Annotated in this window: 12 protein-coding genes; 10 read left to right on the forward strand and 2 right to left on the reverse strand. The window is 41.4% G+C overall.

Going from position 1 to position 19,466, the window contains the following annotated elements:
- Positions 1–19 precede the first annotated feature (19 nt).
- The 5 genes from xseA to ACM0OR_RS19850 all read left to right on the forward strand — a co-directional run bounded on the left by xseA (position 20) and on the right by ACM0OR_RS19850 (position 8,116).
- Positions 20–1,237: an exodeoxyribonuclease VII large subunit gene (xseA, locus tag ACM0OR_RS19830; protein WP_414578222.1), complete on the forward strand. Its 1,218-nt coding sequence runs from the start codon at positions 20–22 to the stop codon at positions 1,235–1,237.
- 119 nt (positions 1,238–1,356) lie between these two features.
- Positions 1,357–1,593 carry an exodeoxyribonuclease VII small subunit gene (xseB, locus tag ACM0OR_RS19835; RefSeq protein WP_323266068.1) on the forward strand — a complete coding sequence of 79 codons (237 nt, stop codon included), beginning with the start codon at positions 1,357–1,359 and terminating at the stop codon, positions 1,591–1,593.
- Positions 1,594–2,060: 467 nt separating this feature from the next.
- Positions 2,061–4,082, forward strand: coding sequence for an ATP-binding protein (locus ACM0OR_RS19840; protein WP_414578224.1), 2,022 nt, complete (start codon positions 2,061–2,063; stop codon positions 4,080–4,082).
- A 76-nt stretch (positions 4,083–4,158) separates the two neighbouring features.
- Positions 4,159–7,530 carry a PAS domain S-box protein gene (locus ACM0OR_RS19845; protein ID WP_414578225.1) on the forward strand — a complete coding sequence of 1,124 codons (3,372 nt, stop codon included), beginning with the start codon at positions 4,159–4,161 and terminating at the stop codon, positions 7,528–7,530.
- Between the two features lie 208 nt (positions 7,531–7,738).
- On the forward strand, positions 7,739–8,116 hold the full coding sequence (locus ACM0OR_RS19850; RefSeq protein WP_414578227.1) for a response regulator transcription factor: 378 nt from the start codon (positions 7,739–7,741) through the stop codon (positions 8,114–8,116).
- A 12-nt stretch (positions 8,117–8,128) separates the two neighbouring features.
- Here the strand turns inward: ACM0OR_RS19850 and ACM0OR_RS19855 are convergent, their stop codons facing one another.
- Positions 8,129–10,063: a DNA polymerase III subunit gamma/tau gene (locus ACM0OR_RS19855; RefSeq protein WP_414578228.1), complete on the reverse strand. Its 1,935-nt coding sequence runs from the start codon at positions 10,061–10,063 to the stop codon at positions 8,129–8,131.
- Positions 10,064–10,449: 386 nt separating this feature from the next.
- Here ACM0OR_RS19855 and ACM0OR_RS19860 point away from each other — a divergent pair, with 386 nt between their 5' ends.
- The 4 genes from ACM0OR_RS19860 (at position 10,450) to ACM0OR_RS19875 (ending at position 16,963) form a co-directional block, all read left to right on the forward strand.
- On the forward strand, positions 10,450–11,118 hold the full coding sequence (locus ACM0OR_RS19860) for a hypothetical protein (RefSeq protein WP_414578229.1): 669 nt from the start codon (positions 10,450–10,452) through the stop codon (positions 11,116–11,118).
- A gap of 673 nt (positions 11,119–11,791) precedes the next feature.
- Positions 11,792–15,610 (forward strand): tetratricopeptide repeat protein, encoded by a 3,819-nt coding sequence (locus ACM0OR_RS19865; protein WP_414578231.1) that lies wholly within the window; start codon positions 11,792–11,794, stop codon positions 15,608–15,610.
- Positions 15,611–15,725: 115 nt separating this feature from the next.
- Positions 15,726–16,793, forward strand: a complete 1,068-nt coding sequence (locus ACM0OR_RS19870; protein WP_414578232.1) for an AI-2E family transporter — start codon at positions 15,726–15,728, stop codon at positions 16,791–16,793.
- A gap of 35 nt (positions 16,794–16,828) precedes the next feature.
- Entirely contained in the window at positions 16,829–16,963 is a 135-nt protein-coding gene (locus tag ACM0OR_RS19875) for a hypothetical protein (protein WP_414578233.1), read from the forward strand.
- 83 nt (positions 16,964–17,046) lie between these two features.
- Here the strand turns inward: ACM0OR_RS19875 and ACM0OR_RS19880 are convergent, their stop codons facing one another.
- Positions 17,047–18,234, reverse strand: a complete 1,188-nt coding sequence (locus ACM0OR_RS19880) for an FAD-dependent oxidoreductase (RefSeq protein ID WP_414578234.1) — start codon at positions 18,232–18,234, stop codon at positions 17,047–17,049.
- Positions 18,235–18,626: 392 nt separating this feature from the next.
- Between ACM0OR_RS19880 and ACM0OR_RS19885 the strand changes: the two genes are divergently transcribed.
- Positions 18,627–19,382 (forward strand): pentapeptide repeat-containing protein, encoded by a 756-nt coding sequence (locus ACM0OR_RS19885; protein ID WP_323266076.1) that lies wholly within the window; start codon positions 18,627–18,629, stop codon positions 19,380–19,382.
- Positions 19,383–19,466: the final 84 nt, after the last annotated feature.

The raw sequence follows: 19,466 nt of genomic DNA on the forward strand, positions 1-19,466 counted from the left end.
CATAGTGGGTTGAAATAAAATGAATCTTGACTTTCCTGATACCACTTTATCTGTAGCAGGAATTACCGAATATATCCAAGTCCTGTTAGAAGAAAATCCCATCCTGCGACAAGTTTGGGTAATTGGTGAAGTATCGAGTGCAAATCAGCATCGGAGTGGGTTATTTTTTACCATGCAAGACCCCGATCGCACAGCCTCAATTAAGTGTGTGACATGGAATAGTCAAGTTACTAAATTGATGCAGCTACCTACTGTTGGGGAACAAATCATTATTTTAGGTAGTATTCGCTTATATCCCCAAAGAGGAGAGTATCAATTAACAGTATGGCAAGCTTTACCGGCTGGTGAGGGGTTGCAAGCACTGCGCTATCAACAATTGCGTAATCGCTTGCTAGCTGAGGGTTTATTTGATTTTGCCAGAAAGCGATCGCTTCCTCTACATCCCCAGACTATCGCTGTTGTCACATCTCCAACGGCGGCGGCTTGGGGAGATATTCAAAGAACCCTCAAGCAAAGATATCCAGGGTTACACGTTTTATTTTCACCCGCTACAGTCCAAGGTGAGCAAGCAGCAGACTCGATTGTTAAAGCTATTGAACGGGTAGAAGGAGATGGACGCGCGGAGGTATTAATTTTATCGCGGGGCGGCGGTGCAGTGGAGGAATTGGCTTGTTTTAATGATGAACGAGTAGTTAGGGCGGTGGCTGAGTGTTCTATACCAGTAATTACGGGGATTGGTCATCAACGGGATGAGTCGTTAACAGATTTGGTGGCGGATGTGTGTGTACATACACCCACGGCGGCGGCGGAAACTGTTGTTCCTTCCCTAGCAGAGTTGTATACTCAGCATCGGCAGCGATTTGATGCTTTATATGATGCGTTGTTAGCTTCTCAGAGTCAAGCTGCCTATAAACTGCAAACCTTGCGCCATCGGTTGCGCAATCTGCGTTTAGATAGACAAGTACAGCAAGAAGTCCAAAAACTGACTTGGGAACGTCAACGATTGCTGCAATTAACCAAAGGGCGATCGCAACACGCCAAGCAGCATTTAGAATTATTACGACAAAAGTTAGCCACTCTCGACCCCAAAGCCGTGTTACAGCGTGGTTATGCGGTAGTTAGAGAAGAAAACGGTGCGATCGCGCGTGCTGCTAGTGAACTAACTATAGGGCAAGATTTATTGCTGCAATTGGCACAAGGTAAAGTGAAAGTGAAGGTGCTAGAAGTAGATAGATAATGAATAAATGGGTATGGGGCATTGTAGTAGATTTGCATAGCTGAATTGTTGGGGTTTATTTGTGGTTTAATGTGAGAGAAAATTGATCAATTCACTGGTTAAAAATAAAGAAAGAATCAATGGTTAAACGGAAATCATCTTCTAATTCTGATGCTTTACCAGATTGGAATTATGAGGAAAAAGTAGCAGAAATAGAAAAAATTATCGCTCGGATTGAATCAGGTAATTTACAGTTAGAAGCTGTATTTGATCAGTTTGCCAATGCAGTTGAATACTTGCAGCAATGCGAAACTTTTTTACAGCAGCGACAAAAGCAGGTTGATTTATTAATTGAAACTTTGAGTGATAGTCAATAATTAAGCGGGAACAGGCAACAGGGAAGTCCCCATAATTAAAATTAGGAGATGATCGGTGTCGGTATACTTGGGGTTCTATTTTCTCCTTGTTGCCCATTCCCCGCTCAAATAACTATCTTGGCAGCGAATATGGGAATAAATTTCGCGTCAAGTACATAATACTAGTAGATGTGATTGATTAATACGTTTTGTTACTAAGATGCGAGCGCAATATTGGTTGCTCGTAAATTCTGTTTACTACATTGTTATAGTGGCAATTTTTTTGGGAAAGCTAGGCTTAATCATCTGCTAACTTTCTCCGCTTTTAGGCACTACTACGTATAGCTTGCTACTCCTAATATCTATATTTGCGATAGTCAGAAAATATTTGCCTTGGGCAACGTAATCACAAGGGTAGTGCATGAAATTAATCATTTGGTTGGTTTAAATGCCAAAAATTTGTGATCAATTTTTAAATGAGGTGTTTCATGTCCGCAGTTAACCTCAAAAAAATTTTTAATAAAAAAGAGTTACCTTCTGTCCTGCACGAGTTAGTCTACCAACTCAATATGGCGATCGATGTTGAATTGGTAGACGGTACTAACCTCCTGAGCATTGGGGAGCAAACTGCAAAAAAGCGATATCCAATTGAGGTGTCAGGAGAAATCATTGGTTGGGTAATTGGAGAGGAACAAGTAAACTTAGTGGCAATGTTGCTCTCATTCCTAGCAAAACAGGAAGCAGACAAGAAAGAACTCGCCAAAGAATTGCTGGAGCGATATCAGGAAATTGATTTATTTGAAGATATCTCCACACAACTGACAACGAGTTTGGATAAGCGTCAGATTGCCGAACTGGTACTTCAGGAAATGAGTCAATTAATTGAATCTTCTGCGGGAATGATCCTGCTACTGAGTCCAGATGCAACTGCATTTGAAATCATCGGCGAATATGGACTCTTTTTTGACCAAAGTCAGCCGCAACCAGGTAAGGGAATTATTGGCAACATTGTACAATCCGGGCGAGCAGAACTGATCAATAATGTGCAGGCCGATTCGCGATCGCAAGGACAAGAAAAAGTGAGTGCGTTGATTTGCGTACCCTTGCGAGCCAAAGAACGAGTCACAGGAGCGATCGCTATTGGTACAACCAAAACCGACTCTTACAAAGCTGAACATCTCAAAATTGTGAGTATTTTTACTTCACAAACAGCGATCGCCATTGAAAAGGCTTTGCTATACGAGCAAAGCACCCAAGCCACTGCCCAAGCTAAAGCCCAAACAGAAAAACTCCAGCAGGCTCTCCACGATTTACAACTAGCGCAAACCCAGCTCATTCAAAGCGAGAAAATGTCAAGTTTAGGGCAACTTATCGCCGGAGTTGCCCACGAAATCAATAACCCGGTTAACTTTATCTGCGGCAATTTGAAGTATGTTGCTGAATACGCCCAAGACTTATTACACCTGCTGCAATACTATCAACAGTTTTCACCTGTAGCTACCACAGAACTGCAATCAGAGCTAGATAATATCGATGTGGAATTTATCATGGAGGATCTTCCTAAACTGCTGGATTCCATGAAACTGGGGACAGATCGCATTGTGGAAATAGTCAAATCCCTGAAAAACTTTTCCCGCCATGACGAAGCCCAAATGAAAACCGTCAACATCTACAGTGGTATCGACGGAACGCTGATGATTCTGCGCCATCGTCTCAAAGCCTCTAGTAACCGTCCAGCAATTGAAATCATTAAAGACTATACCGAACTTCCTCTAGTTGAATGCTATCCCGGAAAGTTAAATCAGGTGTTTATGAACATCCTGGCAAATGCTGTTGATGCTTTAGAAGAGGCAATGGAGAATGAGGTAATAGCTAACCCTACTCCCCAAATTACGATTCGTACCCAAACCATAGACGACCAGTGGGTTGTGATTAGGATTGCCGACAATGGCCCAGGCATGAATGAGGATGTAATTCACCGAATTTATGATCCCTTCTTCACCACAAAAGAAATTGGCAAAGGTACTGGGTTGGGTATGGCCATCACCTACCAAATTGTTGTAGAAGGACATGGGGGGACTCTCAAGTGTCGTTCACAACCAGGTAAAGGTACAGAATTTTGGATTCAGATTCCCGTCAATTGTGTCGCTCAGGAGGGCGTTGTAGAGCAGAGTAGCATCAGTTCTGTTGGCAAAACCGCGATGATCTCCGACCGTGGAGCGCAGCCCATCGCACCCGCAACCGATGTCGATGCCGAGGGCTTTATCCCATCGAGAACTCCAATACTCAAACCAGCTGAACTACTGATCCGCCATACTCAACTGATTCGGAGACTTTCAACACAGAGTCCAGGAGTGGATGCGGCATCCCCTGAGCAAATTTACCAAATGTTCCAACATCACCCGATTTCTTTAAAGCTTTACGCCACCTTATTGTCCTGGTTCTGCTGTTCTAGTGCTACCCCATACGGAGAACAACGAGAAAAAACCCACCTATTTCAAGAAAAATAACATAGCCTCAAACCTTTTTTATTTTGAATTGATTCATTCCTAGCTCCTAGCAACATCCACCCAGGAAATCTCAACTATGTCTAGCCGACTTGAAGAATCTAGCCGTCACCTTTTAGAACAATGTCCCATTGGTCTTGTGCTTTACCGCCTCGATGGAACGCTGATTGACATTAACCCCGCCTATGCTGCCATTTTGGGGCGCACTGTCCCGGAAACTCTCCACCTCAACCACTGGCAAATCACTGCCGAGAACTATATCGCCGCCGAGCGAGCCATGCTGGAAAACCCAGAACAAACTAATACAGGTCAGCCGTATGAAAAGGAGTATATCCACAAAGATGGGCATTTAGTTCCAGTCAGGATCTGGGGACGGATGATTGAGCAAGATGGAGAGCAGCTGATCTGGTCGAGTGTGGAGGACATCAGCGACTTGAGAAAAGCCCAACAAGAACGCCAAAAAACCGAAAAAATCTTGAAACAGAATGAAGCAAGATACCGTTCTCTGCTCAAAACTAATACGCAAATTATTTGGGTTAGTTCACCAGAAGGAATTTGCTTTGAACTCAAAGACTGGATCGCCTACACAGGTCAAAGCCTAGCTGAAGCCGAGAATGGTGGTTGGATTGATGCCGTTCATCCCGACGATCGCGACTATACAGGAGAAGCCTGGAGTAATGCCGTAGCCAACCTCAGCTCCTATCAAATTGAATACCGCATTCGGGGCAAGGATGGCAACTATCGCTACTTTTGGGTTTGGGGTGCGCCTGTGATTGAAGATGACGGCAGTGTGCGGGAGTGGATTGGCACTTGTACAGATATTCAAGATCGCAAATTGGCAGAAGCTGAAAATCAACGTCTTCAGGAACGATACAGCTCTTTAGTGACTGCCTCCTCCCAGATTGTTTGGGGAGCAACGCCGACAGGAATGGCCATCAGCTGTGAAATGTTGACTTGGATGGCTTATACAGGTCAGACTGAGGCCGAAACTGAGGGTTGGGGCTGGATTGAAGCAGTCCACCCATATGATCGCGATCGCTCCGCCAAAGCTTGGAATACCGCAGTGGCGAGCCGATATATCTATAAAACTGAGTATCGGTTGCGTAGTCGGGACGGTTACTATCGACACTTCTCGGTTTGTGGCGCACCCGTCCTCGAAGCGGATGGTAGCGTCCGGGAATGGATTGTTACTTGTGCCGACATTCATGAACGCAAGCTGACAGAAGCGGAAAATCAACGTTTATTAGATATGTTAAATCATTCCAGTGATGCCATTATTGTGCGTGACATGAATGACAAGATTGCTTACTGGAATCAAGGTGCAGAAAGTCTCTACAATTTGACCCGTGAACAAGTAAAAGACCAATCTATTTACACTTTTATTACCAAAACCTTTCCCAAACCCAAAGCAGAAATCTTCGCAGATTTATTAGAGCAAGGTAATTGGGAAGGAGAAGTGCAACACCTCACCTGCAACGGCAAAATGATCATGGTTCAGAGTCGTTGGACATTGCAAAGAGACTTCTCTGGAATGCCCTGCGCCATACTAGAAATCAATACTGATATTACTGCTCGCAAGCAAGCAGAAATCGCTCTCCGGCAACTAAACCAAGAACTAGAAGCCAGGGTTGCCGAAAGGACGGCAGCACTGCAAGATACCCTCGCAGAAGCCCAAGGGTTAAATGCCATCTTAGATAACTTAGCAGATGGTTTGTTGGTAGTAGACACCACCGGACAAATTACCCACTTTAATCCTGCATTTTTAAGTATGCACGGATTGACAGCCGCCGCACTCAAGGGACATTACCAAGAACTGCCGATCGCCGGTTTACCGAACCTGATTGAACAAACTCAGTCCCATCCCCAAGAGATATTTGCTGCTGAAATTGCACTGACTAAGGAACGTATTGGTCAGGCAGTAGCCACTGCCATCTTTAAGCGGACATTAGCTAACGAACCTGCTGCTTGTTTTGGTTCAGCACTGTTGATTCGGGATATAACAGCAGAGAAGGAAATCGACAAGATGAAGACTGATTTCATTTCCACAGTTTCCCACGAGCTGCGGACACCACTAACTTCTGTGCTTGGTTTTGCCTCCATCATTAAAGACAAGTTAGAAACCGATGTGTTCCCCATACTTCCTACTGAAGACCGCAAACTTCAGAAAACAATCAAGCGGGTGGGTGACAATCTCAATATTATTGTCTCGGAAGCAGAACGGCTGACATCTTTAATTAACGATGTTTTAGATATCGCCAAGATGGAAGCCGGTAAGGTGGAATGGCAGATGCAGCCAATCGATCCGGGTGAGTTATTAGATTGGGCAACTACTTCTACATGGGCATTATTTGAAAGCAATGGCTTGCATTTAATTAATGACATTGAAGATGGTCTACCTCAAATAGTGGGCGATCGCAACCGTCTGTTGCAAGTCTTGATTAACCTGATTTCCAATGCTGTTAAATTTACTCAATCTGGTTCTGTTACCTGTCGTGTCAAACAAGAAAACGAGGGTGTGTGCATCAGCGTCATCGATACAGGTATTGGCATTGCACCCGAAGACCAGCCGAAAGTATTCGAGAAATTCCGCCAAGTTGGTGATACCCTCACCGACAAACCCAAAGGTACAGGGTTAGGACTGCCCATTTGCAAACAAATTATCGATCATCACGGCGGTAGAATTTGGATGGAAAGTAAAGCTGGTCAAGGTAGCACGTTTTCATTCATTATTCCAACTTACAAAAGTGAGAATACAGCCAGTGCCAATCTAAATCTAGATGCGCTTGTGAAACAACTCAAAGAACACGTCATCAAGAAGAATGCTGTACTAAACGAAAACCGCAAAACTATTTTGGTTGTTGATGATGATGCCAACATTCGGGAACTGCTACGTCAACAATTAGAAAACGAAGGCTACAATGTTCGAGAAGCTAAAGACGGAGTGGATGCAATTCAACAGATCAAAATAGCCCGTCCCGATTTGATTCTTTTAGATGTGATGATGCCTCAAATTAATGGTTTTGATGTGGCAGCAGTCCTCAAAAATGATCCCCAGACAGCCGATATTCCGATTATTATCCTATCAATTATTGAAAATAAGGAAAGGGGCTATCACATTGGCATTGATCGCTATCTCACAAAACCTATCAACTCACAGCACCTTCTGAGCGAAATTGACTTACTACTTTCCCAAGGAACTTCTAGTAAAAAAGTATTAGTTGTTGATAAAAACGCGTCAACATTAAAAACTATATCTGATGTCCTGCAAACTCAGGGATATAACGTGATTGAAGCCTCCAATCCCCAAGAATGTATTCATAAAGCCCTCTCCGCTAAACCAGACATGATTATCCTCGATTCCATCTTCTCCGAAGAAACTGAATTAGTAAAAACCCTACGGTTTGAAAAAGAGTTGGAGAATGTCTTCTTCATCATGCTGTCAGATCGTTAATTTGAAGAGTAATGAGTGATGAGTGATGAGTGATGAGTGATGAGTGCTGAGTAATGAGTAATGAGTAATGAGTAATGAGTGCTGAGTTGAAAGACCGCCCACAAGAGGCAGGGCTTTTATTACCAAGTATCTAAGTACCTAGTAAATCTTAAACTCTCCTCTTCCCTAATTCCCAATCTAAAATCTAAAATTCAAAATTTAAAATAGTATGACTCAAAAAATTCTCATTGTTGATGATGAACCTAACATCGTAATTTTAATGGAACAAGCCTTAGAAGCATTAGAAGATGAAGGTGTTGAATTTTTTACAGCCCGAAATGGAGAAGAAGCACTGGAAACTATTAAAACTGAAAAACCAAATTTAGTTTTTCTGGATGTAATGATGCCAAAAATGAGTGGTTTGGAAGTCTGCCAAATTGTAAAAAAAGACTTACAAATGAATGATGTCTACATTGTGATGTTGACAGCTAAGGGTCAAGAATTTGATAAACAAAAAGGCATGGATGTTGGTGCTGATCTCTATCTAACTAAACCATTTCGCCCGAAGGAAGTTCTGGAAAAGTCAATGCAGGTCTTGGGCTTTTGAAAAATCTGCCAGCTAAAAATCATCATCTACTGCGTCATCATCTACCCATTCAGATGTACTGGTTTCCGATATGTCTTCACCTTCATCTGTAAATCGGATTATTTGCCCATCAAAAAATTGTGCTAGACGCTGGGCGGCGATCGCACATTCATCTGTTTCCCAACTGGCTAGAGGTGCTGGAGTAGGTGGGGGTGCTGGTGTTTTCGCGCCGCCTGTAAATTTTGCTGCTGGTTCTGATTTTGCTGATGTGGTTGGGGGTGGTGTAGCTGCTGGTGGTTTGTGGTTGTTGTAACTAGGTGGAGGTGACTGCTTGACTGTGTGAGAACCGTTACCGTTAGTTGGCGGTGTTTTCTTTGCACCAGGGGGAGTTGATGTATTAGCTTTTTCTAAACTGACTTGAATTTCTTGATTGAAGGTCTGTTGAAAAGCCGCCGTAATCATCGGTAAATCAGATTTCACTTTGTCAAACCACACGGGTTTGACACCAACACGCACTACAGCACCATCAAATTCAATTAAATGGCACATTTGACCTAACAAGGCACGTCTGGGTATTTGCTGAATATTACTCAATACCTGCTGCCAAATTTGGGCCAAATCAAGTTCTGCTGTCTCAACAGTTTCCTCGGTGGGTGGTAAGGGTTTCTCTTCTGGGGTGGAAGGAGACGGGGATGATGCGATAGGGAGGGCTACTTCTTCCTCTGGGATGGGGGGACGCAATGGAGTAACTGAAGAAGAAACTGGAGGCGGTGGAGTTGCTGGGGCGACTTTTTGAGGTGGGATTTGTGGGGGGACGGATGGACGCTGATCACTGGGGAATACTACGGGTAATACACCTGTAGCAACCGGCTGAATATTCGCACTGGGTAACAATCCTAGTAATGTCACCTCTAGCCATAATCGTGGCTGGGTAGTGTTTTTAATTTGCAGTTCTGATGTTTGTAGATGTTTTTGACCCAGCAGAATATTAGTTATGGGTAAAGGCTGGGCAGATTCAACTAATGCTTTCCAGGTTTGTTGGGTACAAGCAACTAAATCAGGACGATTAGGTGCGGTTTTAGCTATGAGTAAATCACGGTAGAAGGCAGCGAGATTTTGCAGAATGGTGAGAGGTTCTCGACCACGATCTAAAATTTGGCGCGTCTGTTCTAAAACTGCTTCTGGATGATCTTGAGCGATCGCATTTAACAATCCCAGCAAATCCTGTTCACTGACTGCACCAACCAAATCCCAGACGCGTTCCGGGTTTACTTCCCCCGGTAATAAAGCCAACTGGTCGAGGAGACTTTCCGCATCCCGTAATCCTCCTTGGGACAGTTGACCTACTAGGGTTACAGCTTCTTGTGAAATACTAATATTTTCCTTGGAGGCGATCGCCATCAAATGCTTTACCATCGCCTCCAACTCAATCCGTCTAAAATCAAACCTTTGGCAGCGCGAAATAATTGTCGGTAATACCCGTTGCGGGTCGGTTGTAGCTAGTACAAAAACTACGTGTCTAGGTGGTTCTTCTAGGGTTTTAAGTAGCGCATTAAATGCCGCACTACTGAGCATATGGCATTCATCGACCACATACACCTTATAACGACACTGCACAGGGGCGAATTGGGCTTTTTCAATCAATTCACGGATATTATCAACACCAGTGTTACTGGCAGCGTCAATTTCAATTACATCTAATGAGTAACCTTTGGTAATCCCTTGACAAACGTCACATACGCCACAGGGTTCAGCCGTAGGTTTATCACCTTTGAGACAATTGAGAGACTTAGCCAAAATACGCGCACTGGAAGTTTTACCCGTTCCTCTAGGGCCAGTGAACAAATAAGCAGGGGCAATTTTAGCTGTACGGATAGCATTAATCAGAGTGGTAGCGATCGCTTCTTGCCCCACCAGTTCAGCAAAACTCTTTGGACGATACTTGTGGTGCAGGGGTTCGTAAGACATGGATCAAAAAATTCTATGCCTTTGGTAGTTGACAAAGCCAAAAGCCTGACAAGTATACCAGTTTTAATCTTTTGACTAAACTTAGCGGTTGAATAAGAATCCGTTTCTATCCCCACTCATAACTCAGCACTCAGCACTCATTACTCAGCACTCATTACTCTATGGTTAAAGCATTTTAAACTTTACTGCTCATGTTGACGACTGTGACATAACCTAGAAGAGACAATAAAACTCACCCAACTTATATACATTTTATTGGTCGGCGTAAAGCGAAGGGACAGTTCGATGACGTAAGTGTCCCATGTAGGCGTTGGCGTAGCCTCTCGTAGAGATGGTCTCCGACCGACCGGAGGTCATCGCTAGAATCTTAAGGAAAACAATAGTAGATGGTACAGCAAATGCTCAGGCGGTTAATCCAGTGGTTTAAAAGACTATTTCAAGGCTTGTTCGGTAAAAAATCAACTCCTGCAAAAGTTAGCGAAAATATCCCAGCACAACCTGCACCGCCTCTCACCGATACAGATTTAGAATTTCTGTTTACGGAATTTTTAGAAGGAGTACATCAGGCGCGGGGACAAACTTGGGCATTAAGGTGGCTACAAAATATTGAACATCGCGTCACAACTGAACGATGGATACAGTGGTTAAAGCAGTTTGGGGCAAAATTGCTAGCATCCCCTTCCCCCAACAATGAATTAGCTGCGCGGTTAGTGCAACTAGGGGAGTTGGGCGTGGGAGAAATAGGAGATGTAGCCTATGACTTGGGAATGCAGATGCTAACCCGCAATCAGGGTGAACCCATCTGGGAATATGACGGGCCTGATGCTATTAGTACAAATATACCACAAATAGATAATCAATCAACCCCAGATGTCTCTCCAGAGGAAGAATTACAAACCGTTACCCTTGATGAGTTGCTTGTGATGTTGCAACAAGATGAAAACTTACGGCGGCAAATGGCCGAACAACTGGCCATTGAAACAGATGATCCCCAGGTGATTGTTGAGACATTAGTTAATCAATATTATGCTACTAGTGAATCCAATACGGATTGATCAATTCAAAATTCAAAAAATCGTGGGAATTGGGCATCAGCTATACTGCCCAATCCCCAGTCCCCAAGAACAAAAACTGACAAAGTTTTGTATATTTTTGATAACTATATGACGGAGAACTCTGACAATTTCCGTATATTTCACACAAATCATGATAGATTGCGATTTTTTCAGCACAACGATGGCTACAATCTAGGTTGACGTTATCACCGCACTTTTAGGGTGGTGATTCTAAAAAATCACTTTTTAGGCTTTCTCTTTCATCGACACGCCTTAAAATTAACTATCCATTGCTGGCAATGCTTAAACCAATTAACCGTTCAACAGAACCAATTAACGAGCTTAACTTAGTTGACCCCAGAGGGCTACATCTCCAGAGACTTACTAGGATACTAAACCTAGCGTTTTCGTGCGCCCCACGATACGTTTATGGACAAAAATATTTTTTTTCTGGTTGATGCTACTTTTTTAATTTCACTAGCTATTTTTATACTCGTATTCGCCACCGAGTTGTCTTTATTGTTTCCCGACCCGTCGTGTTTCACTCATTTGAGTCGTCCTGTATCGGCGGATATTCTACCTGAAACAATTTAAATCTATCACAAAAAGCCGTCCTTCTAGGACGGGGCTTTAAACCCAGTTTTTCGGTAAACAAAATCCAAGAGTATAGCAGATGCTCACTCGGCTATTGCAGTGGTTTAAAACAATAGATACACATCCCGTTGCTAGTAACCAGATTGGTTCTTTTAAAGCTGCAAGGGAAGAGCAGGTGGTAGAATTGCCACCTGAATTAACTAATGCGGATCTGGAACTTTTGTTTACGCAGCTTTTAGAAGGTGTGTATCAAGGACGTGGACAGCAATGGGCAATCAAGTTTTTAGAGAGGATGGAAGACCGCATCAGTGTTGAGCGGTGGATAGATTGGTTGTTGGTTTTTGGTGAAAAATTACTCCTCTCCCCTGCGCCCAATCATCTAGTAGCCACACAGATGGTGCAGCTAGGTGAATTGGATATAGGCAAAGTCGGTGAACTATCTTATGAAATTGGTATCCAGTTGTTGAATAGAGATTCTGATGAATTGCCCCAAGAGTATCAACAGCTAGAAGCAAGTGAAACTACTGAAATCGCTATAGATTCTCCCGGACAAGAATTAATCCGGAATTTGGGTGATCTTTTATGGGAGACGGAAGAACCAGAAATGGCGTTAGAAAGTGGGGATGAGGAAAATACCCAAATTCTCGCAGAAGGTAATCTTCAATTCGGGACGGACGTTGCGGAAGAAGGTTATACAGAAACTACGGCAGAATCGTTTTGGCAAGATCCGCCTCAAGCGAGTGAAGTGGTTGAAGACAGTTATACGGAGAATTGGCAATACCAGCCTCAAGAAATTGAGTTTGTAGCACCAAGTGAGCCTGTTGTAGTTGCGACTATAGAAAACTTAGCCGAACTGAGTTGGGAATATCTGCCCCGAGAAATTGTCGTCTCCACTCAGGCGATCGCTATACCAGCCGAAGAAGATGTCATCAGTAATTTGAGTGAAGTGGTATTTGATGATTCAGCCACAGCACCAGGAGCAGTTGTATTATCCACTCAAGATCACTGGGATCAATCCTTGGCTAATTTAGAGCCGGATGTCGCCGATACCTTAGATGAGTTATTGGTACGATTGGATCAGAGTACCAGTTTAGTTCAACATTTGGCAGCTAATCTAGCAGTCCAGCCTCTCCAACTCCCAGCTATTACAGGCGAGTTTCCGAGTCCTTTGGTGCAGGCGCAAGCATGGTTTTACCAAGGTTTGCAGCAGGCTAAAAGTGGTAATTTGGCAGAAGCGATCGCCTCCTATGAACAAGCAATTCAACTCAATCCCCACTCTCATGAATATTGGTTCAATCGGGGTTTAACTTTATTTCACTTGGAACGGCTAACGGAAGCGATTGCCTCTTATGATCAAGCGATTCAACTCAAACCCGATTATTACAAAGCTTGGTATAACCGGGGGGGAACACTAGGACAATTAGGATTATTTGAAGAAGCGATCGCCTCTTTTCAACAAGCGATCGCCATTCATCCTGATAATCCTGAAGTTTGGGCTAGTAAGGGTTGGGCAGAATTAAAAATGGGGCAAATTGCCGAAGCCATAGCTAGTTATGATCAATCTCTCCAACTAGAACCCCAAGACGCAGAAAATTGGTATTACCGAGGGATCGCCCTTAGTGTCAACGAACAAAATCAAGCGGCGATCGCCTCTTACAACAACGCCTTAGAAATTCAACCAGACTTCCACGAAGCTTGGATTGACCGGGGTGTAGTGTTATTCAATTTAAAACAGTGGTCAGAAGCGATCGCCTCCTGGGATAAAGCCCTGGCGAGTCAACCGGATTTTTACTTGGCTTGGTATAATCGCGGTATCGCTTTAGACAACTTAATGCGACGAGAAGAAGCGATCGCCTCCTATCAGCAAGCTATAGCCATTAAGCCAGATTTTCACCTAGCTTGGTATAATCAAGCCGTAGCATTATTTCATTTAGAGAGATATTTAGAGGCGATATCTTCCTATGACAACGCCTTAAAAATTAAACTCGACTATTGGGAAGCTTGGATTGGTCGAGGTACATCTGTTGGTCAAATTAATACCGATGATTTAAATTTATTAACTGCGATCGCTTTAACACATCCTGCCTTAAATCAGGGTAGTTATGCGGGTAAAATAGCCAGTTATGAAGAAGGTTTAAAACACATTCGTTCCGACACGCATCCAGAAGGTTGGGGTAGATTACATCTAGCAATTGGTAATAGCTACTACGAACAAGGTAAAAAACAGCAGACATCCCGTAACTATTGGCGCAAAGCTTTAACAGAGTATAATCAGGCACTATTAACTCTCACCAGTCAAGATTTCCCACAATTATATTTAGATGTTTTACAGTCTCTCATCAAAACACTTTTAGGACTTAGACAATCAGCACAAGCACAAGATTTACTGCAACGCGGCACAAATTTATTACAACAATTACTCCGTGAACCAACTCGCTCTGATGACAGTAAAAAACAGCTAGCTCTCAAACTTGCTGGATTGGCACAAATGGTAGTAGATATTACTGTAGAAAATGGTGATTTAGTAGAAGCGTGGGAAATAGCAGAACAAGGTAAAAATTCTTGCTTAAATTTTTTACTATTTGGTGGAAATTCAAATATTGCTCCTCTCAATTATCCCTCCATTCAAACATTACTTAATCCCCAAACAGCAATTATTTACTGGCATATTAGCCCAGCTGCTCTACACACCTTTATTATTAAAGACCAAGCTCCCTCACCAATCTTGGTTTTTACACCCATAAAAGATGTAGAGCCAAACAGTACACCACTTCAGGATTTACCTTTACCAGAAGCAAGCAGACGGCTAATTGCCTTTGAAAATTGGCTAGAAGATTGGCAACGAGACTATCAAGAATATCGCCTACAAGCGCAAGATCAAACCAGCAAAAGTAATCATACTTGGCGGTTGGAAATGGAAGCGCGACTGTGGGAATTAAAAAATATTCTGGAACTTGACACAATTATTCAGGAACTAGAAGATATCACCCAATTAATCTTAGTTCCTCACCGTGATTTGCAACGGTTGCCTATCCATACTCTTTTTCAGATTAACTCAGAAGAACAGCCAAATTTAGAGTCAAACTTTAGCATCACCTATTTACCTAACATCCAAATAGGTTTATCTATACGAACTGCAAATATTTGGGATTTACAAGAGCAAGCATTACTAAGTATTGAATATCCTACAAATAGTAATCATTCTACCTTCAAATTTGCCAACCTGGAATCAGAAATTGTCAGCCAGATGTTTAATGAACCTCACCGTATTCAAGCACAAGCAGCAACTAAAGAGAACGTAGAAAATAATTTATTTGATAGATATTTTAGTAATTACAATGTCTTCCATTTTGCTGGACAGGTAATTAATAATCTTACTGAACCTAGCAAATCAGAAATAGCACTTGCAGGTGAAGATAAAATCACTTTAGCAGAAATCATTCAAGGTAATTTAGAAACATATAATTTAGTCACTCTCTCCTCCTGTGACACCATAATTACTAGTCCCCAAATTATTAATAGTGAGTATGTAAGTTTAGTCAACGGTTTTCTGGCTAAAGGTGTTCCCTCTGTCTTAAGTACACTCTGGACTGTAGAATCATCTGCTAGTGCTTTAGTAATTATAGAATTTTATCGCCGACTAAAATTATTGCGATCGCCAAATCTAGCCTTAAGTGCAGCCACAAAATGGCTAAGAGAATTAACAGCCTGGGAATTAACCCAATGGTATGAAGAATTACTTAATCAATTACATCCAGAAGAGTTAAAAATTAGGTCTTATGTAGCCACCCATCTTTATAGAATTAGTAAAATGGAGCGTGAGAAAAAACTGTACTCTCATCCTTACTATTGGGCAGCTTTTATAATTACAGGTAAACCCATTCAAAGTAATTTATAATTCGTAATTATAGATGACTTGTGAGAGCTAAAAAACCGAGTGTATAAAATTTTGCAGTGCTGACAAATTAAATAAGATTGCTATATTGGCGTATCAAAAATGTGTTGTTATCAATATGAATATTTCGCTTCATCAGTTGATTAAATGGTTAATTATAACCTTGTTATTTCCTCTAGTATTTCTTAATGGTTGGTTAGTTTTTCGATTATTTCAATATTTCCAGCCTCTAGTAACTATTTTTGTATTAGCAGCTTTATTAGCTTTTATTTTAAACTATCCAGTTTCATTGCTTCAGCAAAGAGGAATTAAGCGTAACTATGCTGTAGCCTTAGTCTTTTTTGTAAATTTACTGCTTTTAGTAGCTATTGGGATTATATTACTACCAATAGCACTAGAACAATTTAATGACATAGCAAAACTACTACCACAGTGGATAGATTCTAGTCAAGAAAAGATTAAGAATTTGAATGATTTATTTATTAGTGAAAAGTTACATATTGACTTGGGTGAAATTCTTACAAGAATCACTGATAAAATACCTGATGAATTGGAAAATATTTCCGATAAATTCGTTACCATTGTCATAGATACAATTGATAGTCTTTCTGAAGCATTAGTGACAATCGTTTTAGCTTTTTACTTTTTATTAGATGGGGCAAGAATTGGAGAAAATCTATTTAATAAATCACCTTGGTCTTTTGTTAGACAGTTAAGAAAACCTATTCAGAATAACTTACAAAATTACTTGATTGGACAAGGCACTTTAGCTTTGTTGATAGGAACGTTCCAGACACTAATGTTTCTAGTTTTTCAAGTGCAGTTCGGGTTACTTTTTGGTTTGGGAATTGGTATTTTCAGTTTAATTCCCTTCGGTGATATTGTGAGCTTAATTGTTATTACTTTAATCATCGCATCCCATAATTTTTGGTTAGCGGTGAAGGTTTTAGCGGTAGCTGTGATTATAGACCAAATCATCGACCAAGCGATCGCACCTCGGCTGTTAGGTAGTTTGACTGGTGTTAGACCTGTATGGGTTTTGGTGTCTCTATTGGTAGGAACTTATGTCGGTGGGTTGTTAGGCTTGCTGGTGGCTGTACCTGTGGCGGGTTTAATTAAAGATATTATTGATGACTGGGAATCGTTATCTGGTCAAACGGATGAGGGGATAGGGGATAGGGGATAGGTGACAGGTGACAGGTGACAGGTGACAGGTGACAGGTGACAGGTGACAGGGGGACAGCGTTTATTTACTTAGGAAATTTCACTGAGTTGCAAAATAAGCATAAAAATTATGCAATTTTTGCATTTACCCGGATGCGCTTTCTGCAATCTGATGGCATTCTCTATGGTTAGGAATAGAGTTGATGGCATACATCATCAGTACCCCGGCGTTCGCTGGGGTCTTTTTATTGGGAACGAGGTTTCATTTTTAATTTTTAATTGATTTGTCCCCAGTCCCTCATAAAACGTCTATCAATCCTATCTTTCCACTGCCAGAGGAGTTGATGAGGTGGTAAAGTTAAACAGCCTTTAGTTGCGATCGCGCGTCCGTCTCCTGTACCAATTAAACTGAGATATTGTTGCTGTGGTCTGTAGGCTGGGAGTGGTTGACCTGTTAACATCCGCCGCAGGTTTTCAAATAATGGCTTTCCTTGTCGCACCGCAAATACTCCCGCTTTGGGTCGGGGATGATTCTTCATTGTCGCAATGTCACCTGCGGCAAAAACCTCTGGATGGGTGAGAGATTGCAATGTATCTTTGACTAAAATAAAGCCTTGGTCATCGGTGGCTAGTCCTGTGGTTTTTATCCATTGAGGGGCTGAGGCTTGCGTTACCCAAAATACTTTTTGACATTCTAGTTGGAATCCCGATTCACATTTAACTGCAAATGATGCTTCTCTGTGAGGGGATGGTGCAATTTGACATACTGTTTCACCCAGATGTAATTTAACACCACGGCTGATTAAAACTTGCTGCACCTGATATTGTACAGATGGATGATGATGCGGCATCAGTTCAGGTCGGCGTTGAAATATATGAACTGCTAAATTTTGTAGTGGTTGTTGAGTTTGTTGTAAAATTCGATGCAAATGAGCTTGCATTGATAACGCTAATTCCACACCCCCAGCACCACCACCGACAATAACTATAGTGATTGGTTGTTGAGGATTTTGGGCAACATTTTCTAATAACTGATACCAATTTTCTAATAGTTTTTCTACTGGTTTAGCAGCAATTGCATATTCTGCTGCACCTGATACAGATATTGTGGCGGGAGTGCTGCCAATATCAATAGACAATAAATTAAAATCTACTGCTGGACGGTTAGCACAAATTATTTTGTGGTTGATCAAATCCAGGTCAACTGCTTGATCCAGATATAATTGTGCTTGGGCAAAATCAGCTAATTTTGGTAAGTTAATGTGACATTGGTCACGGCTATAAAAGCCAGCAATATGTCCTGGAAGCATTCCAGAATAGGGTGTATCTGAAGTTGGAGTAATTAAAGTTAAACGTACTCCAGGCAAAGGTTTCATCCCAAACATTTTCAGGACAATGGCATGACTATGACCACCACCAACTAATACTAAATCTTGTGCGATCGCCTGTATATTATGCTGCATACTTACTTGTAACTATATGATTCTTCTTTTTGAAAATTTTAGTTTAATGACTATATTATTTTAAGTATTATATATGACTCACCTTTTTTAGGTTAATGATATCAATTAATACTTTGACAATTAAAAAATATCTAATTTTTAAGGCTAAATCCTGGTCATTTAGCTGAAAAATATTCCCCTAATCAAGCTTTTATCAACTGCATTAGGGCAAATAGAGTGTATTAATTATAACGAAAATTTGAGAGTATCATAAGTTCTTATTTATATACACTGTCCTAGTTAGTGCTATTTGTATTTATGAGATTGTAAATAATAGTTATATTTACTACTACTCAAATTCTAATAATTTATGGAAAATAACAGCACTCTTAAAATCAATAAATATGTTGCTTATGTTTAACGTAATTACTAACTTTTATAATGCAACCACAAAGCAAATAATAAATAGTCATTTTTCTCTAACAAACATCCTCCATAATATACATTCCCATGCAGATAAACCTGAAAAGATTAGTCCTCATGTGGTCAGGCAAAAATGCAACCTATTAATTGAGTATTGGCAACAACAAAAACCTAAAGAACTGGTAGCACAAGTTTCTCAGTTAGAGACGTTAGCTCAAAATTATCCCCAATATTATGGGATGATTATTGAATTTCTGAGTGATTTTGTGCGAAATCACACTCCTTATATCTCTCAAGAAGGAGTTAATAGCAGCCCAAAACTAACAATAGGTGCAGAAATTCAAGCAGTAGTCACTGTAATTGCCAGAATAAACAGGAAAAAAGACTCGGAAAATACACAACTCGATTTAAGTCATACTGATTTGCGATGGGCAAATCTCAAACAGGCGAACTTAGAATGGACAAACTTATATCATGTGAATTTAGCTGGGGCTAACCTGAGTCAAGCAAACCTTTCTGGTGCAATTCTCAGTGCTGCTAACCTTTGTGGCGCAAACCTTTCTGGGGCTAATCTTTCTGGTGCAATTCTTAGTGCGGCTAACTTAAGCCAAGCTAATCTCACAGGGGCTAATTTATCTCAGGCAAATCTTTATCTAGCGAATTTGCACCAAGCCAGTCTTGATGATGTCATATTTAATGGGGCTAATCTCCGAGAAGCCAAATTTGCAAAAACAGATCAGGCTTAAAAAAATAAAAGTTCTATGATTAGTTAAGTAAAGACAATTGATCTGGCAAATAATATAAAATATTCATAACTTGCGACTGTTTCC

Origin of the sequence: Anabaena sp. CCY 9402-a (assembly GCF_963920945.1) — a bacterium.
GTDB lineage: Bacteria > Cyanobacteriota > Cyanobacteriia > Cyanobacteriales > Nostocaceae > Trichormus > Trichormus minutissimus.